This is a genomic window from Microcoleus sp. T3_D1 (assembly GCF_036700405.1).
Classification (GTDB): domain Bacteria; phylum Cyanobacteriota; class Cyanobacteriia; order Cyanobacteriales; family Microcoleaceae; genus Microcoleus.
In genome coordinates, this window is sequence record NZ_JAUBOV010000074.1 from 23,781 (window position 1) to 39,617 (window position 15,837).

7 protein-coding genes are annotated in these 15,837 nt (G+C 43.1%); all 7 read left to right on the forward strand.

The genetic code is table 11. The features are described 5' to 3' along the window. A partial coding sequence (locus tag QT992_RS26020) for a DUF4157 domain-containing protein (protein WP_333313734.1) occupies positions 1-2,592 on the forward strand: 2,592 nt, incomplete at its 5' end. Positions 2,593-2,752: 160 nt separating this feature from the next. Beyond that, on the forward strand, positions 2,753-9,307 hold the full coding sequence (locus QT992_RS26025) for an eCIS core domain-containing protein (protein ID WP_333339660.1): 6,555 nt from the start codon (positions 2,753-2,755) through the stop codon (positions 9,305-9,307). 26 nt (positions 9,308-9,333) lie between these two features. After that, positions 9,334-10,458 (forward strand): YbjN domain-containing protein, encoded by a 1,125-nt coding sequence (locus QT992_RS26030; RefSeq protein WP_333339658.1) that lies wholly within the window; start codon positions 9,334-9,336, stop codon positions 10,456-10,458. An 8-nt stretch (positions 10,459-10,466) separates the two neighbouring features. Continuing rightward, positions 10,467-12,875, forward strand: a complete 2,409-nt coding sequence (locus QT992_RS26035) for a substrate-binding domain-containing protein (RefSeq protein WP_333339655.1) — start codon at positions 10,467-10,469, stop codon at positions 12,873-12,875. A 107-nt stretch (positions 12,876-12,982) separates the two neighbouring features. Then, entirely contained in the window at positions 12,983-13,237 is a 255-nt protein-coding gene (locus tag QT992_RS26040; protein WP_333313728.1) for a hypothetical protein, read from the forward strand. A gap of 110 nt (positions 13,238-13,347) precedes the next feature. Continuing rightward, positions 13,348-14,169, forward strand: coding sequence for a phage tail protein (locus tag QT992_RS26045; RefSeq protein WP_333339652.1), 822 nt, complete (start codon positions 13,348-13,350; stop codon positions 14,167-14,169). Between the two features lie 15 nt (positions 14,170-14,184). Further along, positions 14,185-15,837 (forward strand): hypothetical protein (locus QT992_RS26050; protein WP_333378078.1); only part of this gene is annotated, 1,653 nt, incomplete at its 3' end.

Genomic DNA, 15,837 nt, shown 5'->3' on the forward strand with positions numbered 1-15,837 from the left:
GAAGAAGAAGACCCGGCTCAAGCGAAGTTAGAACCCGTTCAGCGTACTGAAGGGGAAGAAGAAGACCCGGCTCAAGCGAAGTTAGAACCCGTTCAGCGTACTGAAGGGGAAGAAGAAGACCCGGCTCAAGCTAAAGGAGAATCAAGCCAAAAGGTTAAGCCAATACAAGCCAAGATTAACCTGGCTCCGAGTGGGAGTGGAAAGCCGATGCCGGAACCTGTGCAGCAGAAAATGGAGGGGGCTTTTGGGGCGGACTTTTCGGGCGTTCGCATCCACGAAGGGCCACAAGCGAAAGCCATTAATGCGATCGCTTATACCCAAGGGGAAAATATCCACTTTCAACCGGGAAAATACCAGCCGGATACTCAGTCAGGACAAGAATTATTAGGTCACGAACTAACGCACGTTGTTCAACAAAAAGCAGGGCGGGTAACAGTTCCCCAGGGGAAAGGATCTCCCATTAATGCCGATCCGGGGTTAGAGTCAGAAGCTGATATTTTAGGAGCCAAAGCTGCACAAGGCGAGCAGGTACAGGTAACGGGTGCGAGTTCGAGTCTCCAGCGCAAGGAATTACTTGCCCATGAACCAACTTATGTAGTTCAGCAAAGCAGTATTCCCATCATTCAACGCAAACTCACCCCCGAGCAAATCAAACACGCGAAGCGGATTCGTGACATCAGAATAAAACAAGGTTTTGATCTCGCTCCCCTTTCTCGGGAAGCCGCCAACAAACCTGTCGCCAATGAACCTGTCGCCAATCAAAAAAGTACCAAACCACCCGAATCTGATGCTAATCAACCTAGTGAAAAAGTTATTGAACCTGCACCTACGGCTAATCAAGAAAGAGAAAATCCTCATTTATCAGAAAATGAAAGTTTAAATCAACTTGCTGTTGACCAGCCAAGAGATTATGTGTATAAATATGCTGAAAATAATTGGTTTAAAGTCAAAAAGCAGTTCAAAGAGGGTTATTTACACCATGAAGAGTCTCCTCAGCAAACAAGCAAAAAAGTACCTCATGGAATGAAAGCACTTTTAGACGATAGGCAAGAGATTGTTAACAAGTTGCTCGGAGAGGTTAAAGGCCGCGCGCTTGAATACGAAAAGAAAAAACGAGGAGAAATTTGGGAGCAGCAATTTGGAAATATCGATAAAATGCCCGATGATAAACGTGGAGAACCTGTGATAAATAAGGCGAATTTTCAGGCAGAAGCCAAACCTTTAATCGCTAACGCTCCGGGTAGCACCAAACCCTCTTCCGATATTGATGTGAATATGAGTGGGGATGGCTCAGAGTTTGCAGTTTCTTGGTTAAATGAAAAGTTTAGAGAAGAATATGGTCATGGAAATGAATCAGGACAGGTTTATGATGTTAACTTTTATGGAAAAGATTTTGTTCCAGGAGAGGTTTTATTTGGAAAAACAGGCTTAAAAGACACGGGCAAACTTAATCGGGAATCTGTTGGGAAGGGTGAAAAAGAAGAAGATAAGTTTTATGCCGAAGATAAATGGCGTAATAGTAGTATAACAGATAAAAATTTACAAAAGGAAGAAATGGAGGATCAGACTATTGCTTCCTTAACCATGATGCGTGTAAATATGGAACACGACAAATCAGTGTGGGATGAATATGTTAAGAAAGCCAGCTTAGATCCTGAAATGAAAGCTATTTTAATTAAAGTAGAAGAGCGCTATGAATTTAGGAAAAAAACCATTGAGGCAGCAGGAACACAAATTAAACAGAAAGCCGAATCTGGTGAAAAAGGGTATAAGCTTGAATCTCTAAATAATATCAAAGATAAAGAATATGAGGAATTGAAAACGATGTCGGCTGAGAACCTTGCCTATGAAAATATGTTAGCGCAGGTAGAAACTGCTAGAGTTAAATATGAGTTATTGAAGGCTTCAAACGGAAAAACAGAAGATATTGAAAAAGCTGCTGTTGAACTCAAGAAAATTAAAACTCAGGCGACTATGTTTGCAAATGCGTCCTATTATACAGAAGGCGCGGTTGTTAGTATCGTCACCAATAAACAGATGTTAAGTCGGACTTATAAAAACAAAGAGGAAGATTTTAAGGATGGCACAGGCAAAAAAGCACTGAAAAAATTAGAACTCAAACCCCAAGAGTATTATCAATCCTTTAATGAACAAGTAGGGTTTGCTTTCCATGCTTTGAGTAAAGTTGAGAGCGTTAATTTTTATCGAGATATTCCTGAACCTGGTAAATATGTCCATAGAGCCTACAGTATGCTTAGACATTTCTATAGATCTTTAAAAACACCAGGAGGAGAATTACCTTTTGTAGAAGAACAAAGAAGAGCAGCAACTGACTGGGAAGGTGTTAAGCAAGGGAAAAAGCGTGTTGAGGATCAACTAGAAAAGGGGTATGTTGGTAAGTTAACTGATGCAGAAAAAAATCCAACAATAGATAGAATATTTTTAGCTTTTGGGGCAGCTACGGATATTAGCCCAGAGGACAAAATCGCTCTAGTCAAAGCTCGCTTGATGCAATTAAAGACATTGGCAGATCGAGAATATATAAATTATATGCAGCAGATGTTTAGTTCACCTGAGCAGTCTAATGAATAAGAATTCACTAGGCTAGATTAATATAGATTGAGTTGAATCAAAGACTTTAACAAAAATTAGACTAAAGTCTAATTCTGGGGTTGATCGCGATCGTGCTACTAATTATCTAATGTCCTCTTCTGCGCGAAAGACTTGAACACGGGATTAGAGAGGTTAAGCGATGAGCGTGAAGGCAACTCCCCAGATCCAAAAATCAGCAACACCGATTCCAACCGTTGCAACTCCAACGGCATTGGGGAGCGTGCGAGCCTTTACAGACGAAACAACAATTCAAGAGCAAGAGTCCTCTAGCACTGACTCGCAAGCAGTAGCAGCAGCTTCACCGCCTCCAGAGGAAGGGGGCGATCGCACTCCTAATTCTAGCTACAACTTTAGTCGAATTTCTGTCGCTGATTATGTGCCTGCAACCGTGCAAACCAAGTTAGTTGTCGGCGCACCAGGGGATAAATACGAGCAGGAAGCTGATGTAATGGCCGATAAAGTCATGTCAATGACTCCCTCGGTGCAAAAACAAGAAGAATTAATTGAAGAAAAGCCAGAAATTCAAGCTCAACCTGTAGCAGAAACCGTTCAACCACAAACCGATGAAGACGGCACTGTTCACCTTAAACCTGTAGTAGAAACCCTTCAACGCCAAACCGATGAAGACGGCACTGTTCACCTTAAACCCATAGCAGAAACCCTTCAACGCCAAACCGACGAAGACGGCACTGTTCACCTTAAACCCATAGCAGAAAACTCCCAAAAAACAGAAGCCGAGTTGATTCCTGCAACAGTGCAAACCAAGCTTGTTGTTGGAGCTCCTGGAGATAAATACGAACAGGAAGCCGATCGTATGGCAGATCAAGTCGTCTCGATGAAAATTCCTGTTCAGAAACAAGAAGAACTCACCCCAACCCAGCCAGAAATTCAAACAAAAGCTTTAGCAGAAACCATTCAGCGAAAAGAAATAGAAGGAGTTGTTCACCTCAAAGCTATTTCCAACCAAATCTCCCCAGAGATACAGCTAAAAATTAAGCAGTCTAACTTGATTTCTCGAAAAGGAAATGGTGGATTTACGGCTAGTGATAGCATCGAAAATCGTCTAAAAAGTAGTAAAGGAAGCGGTCAACCGCTACCTGATGAAACACGAACTTTCATGGAAGATCGCTTCGGAAATGACTTCGGCGGGGTAAAAATTCATACAGGTTCCGATTCCGTCCAATTAAGTAAAGACCTCGGCGCTCAAGCATTTACTCATGGGCAGGATGTCTATTTTAATTCTGGTAAATATTCTCCCAACACCGACGAAGGGAAAAAACTCCTCGCCCATGAACTCACCCACACGATCCAACAAACGGGACCGAAAATTAAGAAAAAAACCCTCAAACGTTTGGAGAAACCGAATAAAATTCAAGGGAAAGAAGATTCATATTTCACCGAACCGAGTTTATCCCAGGTCGATCAAATTTCAAGGTTAAAAGTTGGGCTGAAAATTCAGTCAGCAAGTGAAAATAACAAAGCGCCTGAAGCTTCAGATAAAGATAAAAATCAGGACAAAGATAAAGAGAAAGTTCAGGATAAAAAAGAGGAAAAAACCGATAACCAAAACCCAGCATCCCCCCCAAGCAAGGCGAAGGGGGATGAAAAAGCTGAGGATAAAGCTGAGGATAGAACTGAAAATCAAGGAGGTGCAGAAGGCGCTACAGAAGGCGCTAAAGAAGGCACTGTAGCAGGCGGTCAAGAGGCAACCGTTGAACCTGTTACTATCCCCCAAGATAAGGGAGAAACGGCGCCGAATTCTCCCCAAGAAGATCCGGCTTTTCAAGCTGTTGTGAAACAGTCGGAAAATACGGCAAAACAGTACAACCAGCACCAGCCTTCGCAGGTGAAAGCGAATGAAGCGCAACAAGCTGCAGAAGATCCCAACAAGCAAAAGCGGGATGCTGAAGCGACTAAAGTGGAAGAAACCAGTCAACAGAAAACTAAACCGTTTGATCGCGCTACTTTTGAGAAAGCAATTCTCGATAAATTGGGTTTGGCTGTTCCGAAAAATCTGGAGCAAGCCAATAATTTTTCTAAAAATAATAAATTAGGTGAAGTTCAAGGAGAGTTAACTAAAAAAGTCGAACAAAATAAGCAAGAAGCTGCGGGGGGACTGCCCCAAGCGAATAAAACTCCGCCCGACCCCAGTGCCAAACAACCCAAACCTGTTGAACCTATTCCCGATATTAAAGAGGATATTGGCAAGCAGCAGCCAATTATTGAAGCAGATAAGGCTGTTCCCAAAGAAAAATCGGACAAAGAAATTGAGGCACCTTTAAAACAAACGGCAGAAAATTTAGATGAAACGTTTGGGGAAGTTCAAGCCAAGTTAGTTGTCGGTTCTCCTGGCGATAAGTACGAACAGGAAGCCGATCAAATGGCTGAAAAAGTGATGGCTATGCCGGCGGTGGAAACAACGGAGGAAGTTGAACCCGCACGGGGCGATCGCCATTCCCAACCGGAGATTCAATCCCAAACTGAACCCGCCAATAATAATGCTAATAATAATCAAGATATTTCTCCTGCGGAAACGATAGAAAACGAACGGTTACTCGCAGAAAGTATTCAGCGATCGCATTTATTAATTCAACGAAAAGTTGCCCTAGAAGCTCAACAAGTTGAGCAACCGCATAAAGAAGTTCCTCTCAATACAAATCGCCTGGAAACCTGGGGAGAAATGGGGGGATCTCAAGCCATTAACGCTTTAAAAGACACGAAAAAACAGTCTACAGAAGGGCCGAAAGAATACCGCCAACAAGAAGAAACACAAGTAACAACGGCCCGGGGTGAAGCGGTGGGAATGGCGGATCAAAGCAATCAAGAAATGTTTAACGATCGCACCGCCAGCATGACGGAAGTGGCGACAAATCAGGAACAAACTAAAACAGAAGATGAGAAAAAGCGGGAGAAAGTTACCGCAGATATTGAGAAGATTTATAAGCAAACTAAAGACTCGGTAGATGGGAGACTGAAAAAGTTAGATGCCGATGTCGATAAAGAATTTAAAAGGGGTTCGGACATAGCAAAGCGGAAGTTTGAAGGCTATGTAGCCGGAAGAATGGCGGCTTATAAAAGGGAACGTTATAGTGGATTGAAAGGTAAGTGGCGTTGGGTTAGAGATCTGTTTAAAGGATTGCCCAATGAAGTTAATAGTTTTTATGAAGAAGGGAAAAATATTTATCTTGATGAGATGAAGAAAAGCGTCTCAAAACTTGCTGAAATTGTTGAAACTGGACTCAACGAAGCGAAACAATTGGTTGATAAAGGCCGACAACAAGTTAATGATTATGTAACATCTTTGCCGGAAGATATTAAACAAGTGGGGGCGGAGTCTGCGGCTAATATTCAGTCAAAATTTGATGGTTTAGAGCAAAGCATTCACGAGAAACAGGCGGCTCTGGTTGATTCTTTGGCTCAAAAATATCAGGAAAATCTCAAGGAATTAGATAAGCGAATTGAGAAACTCAAGGAAGAAAATAAGGGTTTAGTGGATAAAGTTCTGGATGCGATCGCCGATCTGGCTAAGGCTATCATTAAAGCGGTTTTAACTCCGATAAAATGGCTTCTAGAACCTTTACTTGGGGGGATGGCAGGTCAAGTTATTGATGCCATTATTAACGATCCGATTGGATTCATGAAAAATCTCTTTAAAGGGATTGGCGATGGTCTGAAACAATTTGTTAACAATGTTGGCAAACACCTCTTAAATGGTTTGGTGACTTGGCTGTTTGGCAATATTGGTAGCGATCTAAAATTACCAAAAGAGTTTAATTTGAAGGGATTTTTAGACCTCCTTTTGCAAATTTTGGGTTTAACAACAGACAATATTTTTGGGATAGCCGAACAGTTTTTGGGTTCAAATATTGTTGGACTGATTAAATTTATTATTGATTTTGTAATTCAAAATGGAACCGATAGCCTCAAGGTATTGTGGGATTTAGTTAAAGTCATTTCCCAAGTGGGGATTGATGTGGTTATGATGTTAATTGAACAAGGGGCTGAGGCGATTGAGTCCTTACCTGAAACCGCCCAAAATATCTTTAAATCTTTGGGGGTTAGCGTTGAAACCCTAATCGGTTTTGCGGGAAATATGCTCAGTTCTTTGGGTGGAGATGTATTTGAATTGGTGGGCGGTTTGGGGAAAGGGGCGAAATTACTGTTTGATTTCTTTTCAAGCTTAATTAAAGACGGTTTATCCGGGATTTGGAATTTTATGAAGTCTTCAATAGGGACTTTAAAAGAAATTTTTATGAAAGACCTCTCAGAAATGCTGATTGTAGAGGTCGTCAAACAAGGGGTAGTGTGGCTGATTGGGATGCTCAATCCCGCCTCGGGTTTGGCTAAAATTGCTAAAGCTATCGTTGATGTGGTGCAGTTTTTTATAGAAAAAAAAGAGCAGATTAAAGCGCTGGTAGACTCGATTTTAAATACTCTAAAATCAATCATTGACGGCAATCCGGGCGAGATGGCAAATATGATCGAGACGGCTTTGGCGAATGCTATTCCGACTTTGTTAGGGTTCTTAGCATCGGTTTTGGGAATTGGAGGTATTCCTGCTAAAATTCAAAAGATTTTTACCAAGCTAAAAGAACCTGTTACCAAGGTTGTTACAACTATTTTTGACAAAGGAAAGGCATTTTTTAAAGCCATAGGAAAAGCGGTTAAAAAAGGATATAATAAAGCCAAAAAAGCGGTCAAGAAAGGATATAATAAAGCCAAAAAAGCGGTCAAGAAAGGATATAACAAAATCAAGGGTAAAATTAAACAAGAGTTAGGAATAAAAGATAAAAACTCAAAGGATAATGCTAAAAAGCGCCTAGCTACGGCTCAGAATAAAACTCAGGAACTGGTGAAAAAAGTTCGCGATCCCAAAGAAGTTGAGAAACAATTGCCTGCGATTGCTTCTCAACACAAAATCGATGAGCTAAAGGTCAAGAAAGGAGGTGTTTTTGGTTCCTCCAGTAAATACGAAATCGTGGGCAAGACCAAACAACTGAAAGCCCCCGCCAAGACTAAACCAACGAAAGTGCAGCGACAAATTGAACCAGGCACTAAAATTTTACAATTAAAAAAAGAGAACCCTTGGAAAAATCCGAAAAACCAACTGATTGTTAAAAGCCAACTGAAGGGAGATAAGAAAAAGGCGAATTTCACACTAAAAGCCAAGGTACTAACTTCTAAGAAAGTTTTGAAAGATTTGGCGAAAAAACTGAAAAAATTAGTCAAAAGTAAGGTAACATACAAAAATGTAGAGAAAGGTTTGCCCGAGTTAAAACAGCGCTATCAAGTCCAATCTCTGACTATTGCTCCGGAAAATAAAGAAAAAACAAAATATCAAATTCAAGCGATCGCTCCCAAAGAGGAATCAACCCAGGCTCAACGGGAAGCGATACCGGGAGCGACTTCGACGGTTGATGGTACCGGCGTGGAAGAAGCCATTGAGCGATCGCAAGGTAAAGGGCAACAACTTGCGCCAAATGTTCGCGCCCCAATGGAAAATGCCTTCGGTTTTGATTTCAGCAGCGTTCGCATCCATGCCGATACAGAAGGCGATCGCCTCAGCCGTTCTCTGGAAGCTCGCGCCTTTACAACGGGCTCGGATGTGTTCTTCCGTCAGGGGGCTTACGCGCCCGAAAGCCAAACGGGTCAGAGACTCCTCGCTCACGAACTCACCCACGTTGTTCAACAGTCTGGCGAGTCTCCCCAAGTTGCTCCCAGCAACCCTTTACTATCCCGTACAGTACAGCGAGTTAGTGAAGAAGCCCCATCTTTTGTACAACGCGAAGCTGAGGGCAATTCTAATGGCAACGCAGAGGTGAAAAAGGCTGAGAGAAAAGCACTGGCTATAGGTGCTGTGGCGGTTGGCGCATCAATGGCATTGGATTACTTCACCTCAAATTCCAATGTAAATGTTAGCTCGAATATTCAAGGAAACAAGCTAACAATGAAAGTAAAAATCGAGCAACCAAAACAACAGGAACAACAGAAGAAAAAACAAGCTGGAGTAGAAGATAATCAAGCTTTACCGGACGATTTAGTTTATGATATTGTGAAGTTAATCCAGCAAATTGTTAATCAATACCCTAACCCTGACATCGTACAGAAAAAACTGGATAGAGTTGCTGTAGACTTTGATTTAGAGTTGCTTAAAATTGTGGGATCAGCTACTATTGGCGATAGCTTTACCTACGATATTCAAATTAAAGGCAGACCACAAAAGCCTCCACAAGAGGATACAGCAAGTTTGGCAAAAAACCTAGAGCGTTTAACTCCTCAAACAGAACCAAAAGCTGAAAAAGGTAAATCTGAAGGAGGCAGCTTGTGGGGTTCCCTGTTCAGCAAAAATTCTCAGCCCAAATCAGACGCTAAAACTAAAGAACCTAGCCTAACAAAAGCATCTGAAAAACCACAGATGCCTTCTGCTACCACAAACGGTAAAGACCCGAAAGTGAAAGCAGGTCAGCCTGAGAAGCAGGAAACAACACCAAAAACAACTAAAGAGCCAGTTGTCAAAGAGGAAAAAGAGAAGAAAGCAACTGAAGAACTTAAAGAAGAAGCAAAAACTTCTCAAAAACCATCACCTAACAAGGCTAGCACTGAGGCTAAACAGCCTCTAGATGTTAATACCAAAGTCAAGCGAACTGACCCTGCGACTGTAGAAATTTCCGTCAGGGCCGATCGTAAAAAATAATCATGAATTGCTGACAGGGAAAAACTATGAACTCTTACCCAATTAATCAAGAATTAACTTTCTATTCTGCTGATGGCAACCCTGTTCGTGTTCAGGGAATCGCTCTAACACTGACTGAGAAAGATGGAGAAATTCTCCGATGCCGTTTGAAATTTGCAACCCACGAGCAACTTTACAAATCCCTATTAAAAAACTCACTGTTTAACTTGAAATCAGAATTAACATTTTCCATAAAGACAGTTGAGTTTTTACCAGAAATTCCTATCATTTTAGAAATTGAATTGCGACCGGATTGGTTAGTCAAACTGAATCAGGAAGGAAAAAAAACAGAAAATATTATTGATTTCTTGATAAATTTAGACTTTTCTGATGATGTTACTCAAGCTTTTAATTATACAGAAAATTGGTATTGTTTATCAGTAAAACAACAGCAAGAAACAGAAAAAGTAGGATATCGAACGTTTTGGGATCACCTAAATCTGAGCGAAATCAATGAAGCCGTATCTACAGGAAATAAAATTCTTGAATCCTTGTCTAGTTTTATTCAAGAAAAAACTGAGAGTTTGACATCCCAGTTGGACACCCTAAATTCTAGCAGCGAAGAGTCTTCCGAAAATCTGATTCAATTTATAGGATTATTAGAAAAACTTGACTTTAACAATTCCTCCCAACCTCAGCCTATTTCTGAAGTGATGAGAGAATTTTTTGATGAGGACGATTGGAACTTTGTAGAACTTGAGGGAGAGTCTGTTCTGCAAATGGGATTTGAGGGGGAAAATGGACGCTGGACTTGTTATGCGTGCGCTTTTGAAGAAGCTCAACAATTCGTGTTTTATTCGGTCTGTCCTTTAGCAGTATCCCCCGAAAAAATCCTAGCAATGGCAGAATATTTAATGAAGGGAAATTATGGTTTAATAGTTGGTAATTTTGAGTTAGACTTTATAGATGGAGAGATTCGCTACAAAAGCAGTATCGATGTGGAAAATGAGAAGTTAACCACAGGACTCGTCAATAATTTAGTTTATGCAAATGTCTTAACAATGGATAAATATTTGCCAGGAATTATCGCCATTATCAACGCTCAATTATCCCCTTCGGAGGCGATCGCCCTCGTTGAACATCAGCTCGAAAACCAGACAGAACAGGAGTAAAATCAACAGTGACACTTCCTAAATTTCAACCCAAAGTACCCCGCCGCACCCTCGAAGAAATTAAAAGGCAGGGGAAGTGGACGCTTGGCAGTAGGCTGAGCTATGCGACTTATTATCTGCGGTACGGCATTTATAATATAGTGCCACCTCCCCTGCGTTGGTTCGTTCCTTTTATTCAGGAAGATATCAAGGATTTATTCAGACCTGATCCAGAGGAAGAAACAGCCCCAGAAGAATTTCCCATGACCGTTGCAGGGGAGAGTAGGGAAGAAGTTACAGCCGAAAAGTTGACTATTTATGAAAAATATCGCTGTCCTTTCAATAACCCCCTAAACTGCCAAGAAGCCCAGCAAACAGTTACAGAAAATCCTAAAGCAAAAGCTTGCCGAAAATGCGGCTTCCCGGCTTTGTTGCCGAACTTGGGAGAAATTCAAGGAAAGCGGGGACGCTACCGCATTGAGCGCCTTTTAAACAGCCGAGGAATCGGGCGGCTCTATGCTGGCGTACAATTAATAGAAGACCGACCTGTTATTATCAAAGAATACTTGCTACCGAAACGCTATTTTAATGAAAAAGAAGCGATTCAAACACAACTTAATTTTGAGAGTTTGGGGGGGTTATCTTTAGCAGACGGCCGCTTGCAGAATGGCAGAATTGCTGACCCTATAGAAGCGATCGCCGATCGCGATGACAGCGAACGCTGCTACCTGATTACAAAAGGCAATATTGACAGCTATTCTACCCTGAGTACCTACATCGCCCGCAAAGGGGCAATGTCACCCAGGCAAGTGCGGCATTTACTCAACCAAGTCTTGCAAAGCTTAGAATATTTGCACGGCCAAAAATTCCGCTTGCCAAACGGTCAAATTCAAGCAGGCATTGCTCACGGCAACCTCAGCCTCCAGAGTTTGCTGATCTCCCCCCAGGAACAGCTATATTTCCACGATCCACAATTTCTCGTTTACTTGTGCGACCTGAATTTGTGGGAACATTTGTTTGAACCGCCGCCAAAAGCAACCCTGATTTCCACACCGGCCCAAGACTTAAAGGCGTTAGGTTATGTCAGCTTTTACCTGCTAGCAGGAAACACAGCTCATGACGGCCGCCCCCTTGACCCCAGATACAATCAAAACTGGGGCAACGTTGATATTGCCCTCCAACTATTTTTGTTTCGCCTGCTGGAATTAGACGTACCCTTCGCCAGTGCAGCAGAGGCCCGCCGCGCCTTGTTAAATTTGCCCCCAGAAGCAGAATTGCCAGACGCCGGAGTGGAAACTGCGATCGCCCCTGTGCCAGAAAATAAGCAGCAGAGGTACTGGTGGCGGTGGTTGCTGCTTTTTCTCGCCCTCGGCTTGTTGGGTGGACTCCTAGCGTGGTGGTTCTCCCGGCGGCAAGTGACGGTTGCCAGCAGCACTATCCCCACTTGCTGTATCAGCGACGTGCCCGCCGTTCCCAACGGGAAATTTACTTACGCTGCCGAACAGAAAGGCATTTGGAACTATATCCTGCGGCAGCCTAACTTGATTCAAAAAGATAAAACTTTAGAAGCGGAACTGCTAGAGAGGCGGCCCCAACTCCAATTAAATTATCGGCCGCAGCCCACGGGGAAAGACGCGATCGCCCAAGTCCGTTTAGAACAAGTGGACTTTGCAATCAGCAGCCTCACGACCAATCTGAGTACCGATCTCAAGGCGAAAACCTTTGCCTATGACGGTTTGGTCTTTTATGTCCCTTTCAGCTACGAACAGCGCGATCGTTCCCTACCAAAACATCTCAACGGGCGAATTAGCTTTAAACAGATCCAACAGCTATACACCGGAAAAATTGCCAACTGGCAGCAGTTAGGAGGGCCCGACTTGCCCGTGCGGCTGTACATTCCCCCCAGTGCCGAGGCTGTCGGCATTTTTGAGCAGCGGGTACTCCGAGATGAGGAACTGATCGCGCAATTTAGAAACCTGGTGCAGTCTCAGGCTAATTCTCTGGTTTCCCGCAAGAATGTCCCAGAAATCTTGCAAGTGCCTACCATATCGGCCTTGCGGGATGCCCTGCGAGACTTTGAGAATGACCAAATTGGCGCGATCGGGTTTGGGGCGATCAGCCAAGTATTCGGGCAGTGTTCCGTTTATCCGCTAGCGGTGGGCGATAGCGATAAGAACTTTGTTCAGCCCCTGGTCCAAGACGGCGGCCGCCCCATTGACCCCGCCACCGATTTGTGCAACCAAAAAGGAGGCTACCGCCCCAATTACCAAGTATTTCAGAGCGATCGCTATCCCCTTGCCTATCCCCTCGCCGTGATTTTTAGGCGCGACAACCGCCGGGCTGCGATCGGCGATCGCTTTGCCGAAATCTTGAAAACGCAAGAAAGCCAGCAGTTGCTCACCAAAACTGGTATTGTCCCACTTCCCACCAACAGGTAAATGCTACTGGACAATAGCAAACATTCGACCTTTGGTTAATACCGTTCCTTAGAGGTGGTTCTCTATAGTGGATCTAATGGCGAGGTACTTTCTGGAGACTCTTGAGCATGAAATTTAATCAAGGCGAAACGCCTTGTTGGAAACCGATCGGCGATTTAACTGTTCCTGCTGGCTATGCAGCCTCAGCCAAGATTCAGAGCGATCGGTCTGACAGCGACTCTCAAGCAAATTTTAACGACCTCTGCAAACTTGCTGAAGAAATTATGAGCGACCCTTTGAAAATGCGAATGTTAGGCGATCGTGTTTACCAGCTTCTCTTAGACGATTTGCGCTTGCAAAAAGAACGTAGTAGAAGTTATTGAGGATTAGTGACAGCTCATCTTTATCATATTCTGACCAAACCTTTCTCCATCAATCCCCCATATACTTTTTCACATTTACCACATTTTTTTAGCAATAAAACCTTATATCTATGGATCAGCCTAACCAAAATCAGACCCCACAACCGACTCAAAAAGTCACTACTCAAGAAGAACTTGAGAAATCAAGGCTCGATTTAAATAAACTTGAGCTGGAAAGTGGGCAGCTTGATAGTAAAAGTACGGACTATAACCAGAAAAAAGACGAAATTGAGCGAAAGAAAAAGGAGCAGCAAAATAAAATATCTAGTCTGGAAAATAAGCTAAGAGAAGAACAGAAGGAGTTGACTCGTGATAATCTCACTAAATATGTTAACAACAAAGAGAGATTATCAAATATAATTAATGAACAAATAAAAATTAAAAAATCTGAGGATTCTCATAGAAAAAGTTACATTACAGTAAATCGCTTTTATATTGAAATAGAAAGCGAAGTGAGAGCATCTTTTACCGAATGTTCAGGTTTAGGAGTCAATATAAAAAAAGAAACCTACTTAGAAGGGGGAGTCAATGACCAGCAAAGAATAGTTTTAGGTCATGCTGAATTTACCGATGTCACCCTAAAACGGGGTATGACCGACGATTTAGCATTTTGGGGATGGATTACCTTTGCTCTAACAGGTCAACCTAGCAGCCGCCGCAATGTCAATATTCTCCTGTTTAACCAAGCCGGAGAAACCATGATGTGTTGGACACTAATAGGAGCAATTCCGATTAGTTGGAAAGCCCCAGGCTTTCAAGCGGACGGCAACTCAGTTGCCATTGAAGAAGTAACTTTAGCTTATGAAGGTTTACAAGTAAAAACCGCTCAAGGCAGTGGCGGTGCAACAGTCGGTTTAGGAAGAGATTTATTGGGTTTTTTCCCCAGTCATTAAACAGGTGTTTGAGCGATGTCTGAGCCTCTGAAAAATCAACAAAAGGATGAAAATAGGGTAGAGGTAGCTCCTAAAGAGGAAGCCTTGGGAATTAAACACCCCCTGCTCGCTCCTAATCCTTTAGGAAATAATTTTTTGTATGCTAAATTTTTAGATCCTCTTGGGTCACGCTCAATTAACCTGATTAATTGGTCATTAACGGCTCCCAATAAAAACCTATTACAAACCTCAGAAGGTGAGGAAAATTGGCAGGATTTCTCTACCAGTGAATTTCAGCCACTCACTCAAAACGTATTAACGGAAAGGGAAGCCACCGAGCCACCAGCAGAAGCCCTTGTTCCCCCTTTAGTTATTAACAAAGAACCAGCAGAAGCACCTGTTTCCCCTTCAGTTATTAACAAAGAGCCAGCCGAAACTCTCGTACCCCCTTCAACTATTGCCGAAACCCCAGCAGAAACACCTGCACCGCCACCATCAACGGTGGTACAAACCCAAATAGAAACTCCCCCTCCTTATCGCCTAGAACCGAGAACGCGAAAAAACAGCCCCACCGCTAAAAACACAAATTCCCTATCTCATTTCTTCCTACAAAAGTCTGAATTTCCCAGAGACAAAAGGCGCGAAAAAACTGCTGTTGGAGAGCCTGAAAAACCAACAGAAAGCCCTGACTTATCAACAGTAGGAGACACGCTCCAAAAATCTTCATTAAATGAGGAGATGAGAGAGGATACTCCCACGGGAGTAAACCGCCGAGGTATCGAGGATGTGGGGGAAAGTATCGGAGAAATTCCACAGGGTGCAGTTGAAAACCAACGACAAACTCCTGCGATTCAAACCAGGCGAATTGCCGAGGAAAGAGAAGCCGTTGACTCAAGCAAAAATCAACGTTTGCAAGAGTTTAGTAGTGAGGAGTTAGGTCAGACTTCTCAAGCCAATTTACAAGCGAATGAACAAACCATTTCGATTCCCAACGTCCAAAAACAGAAAAACTATTTAGACGCAATTCCCTCACTGATTCAACCATTAACAGTAGCTAACGAACCAACGGCTGGCATCCCCAGCGTCCAAAAGCAGGAAAACTATTTAGACGAAATTCCCTCACCGATTCAACCATTAACAGTAGCTAACGAACCAACGGCTGGCATCCCCAGCGTCCAAAAGCAGGAAAACTATTTAGACGAAATTCCCTCACCGATTCAGCCATTACCAGCAGTGAATGAACAAGCGGCTGACATTCCCAATATCCCAAACCAGAACAACTCGCCAGTCCAAATTCCCAACATCCAAAAACAGGAAAACTCTTCAGGTGAAATTCCCTCAGTCATTCAGCCATTAGCAGCAGTCAGCGAACGAGTGGCTGGCGTTCCCAACCTTCAAAACCCGAACAACTCGCCCGCCGAAATTCCCTCACCGATTCAACCATTACTAGCAGCCAACGAACAAGCGGCTGGCATCCCCAATATTCAAAAGCAGGAAAACAATCCCAGCGAAATTCCTTCACCGATTCAGCCATTACCAGCAGCTAACGAACAAGCGGCTGGCATCCCCAATATTCAAAAACAGGAAAAGAATCCCAGCGAAATTCCCTCAGCTATTCAGCCCTTATCAGCAGCAAACGAACAAGCGGCGGAGATTTCTACATCCAGCCAGCCAATAGTTGCCATCCCC

Bases quoted from the DNA above. Each gene is read 5' to 3' on its own strand.
- QT992_RS26025 (WP_333339660.1), top strand. From the start codon at position 2,753: ATGAGCGTGAAGGCAACTCCCCAGATCCAAAAATCAGCAACACCGATT.
- QT992_RS26030 (WP_333339658.1), top strand. From the start codon at position 9,334: ATGAACTCTTACCCAATTAATCAAGAATTAACTTTCTATTCTGCTGAT.
- QT992_RS26040 (WP_333313728.1), top strand. From the start codon at position 12,983: ATGAAATTTAATCAAGGCGAAACGCCTTGTTGGAAACCGATCGGCGAT.
- QT992_RS26045 (WP_333339652.1), top strand. From the start codon at position 13,348: ATGGATCAGCCTAACCAAAATCAGACCCCACAACCGACTCAAAAAGTC.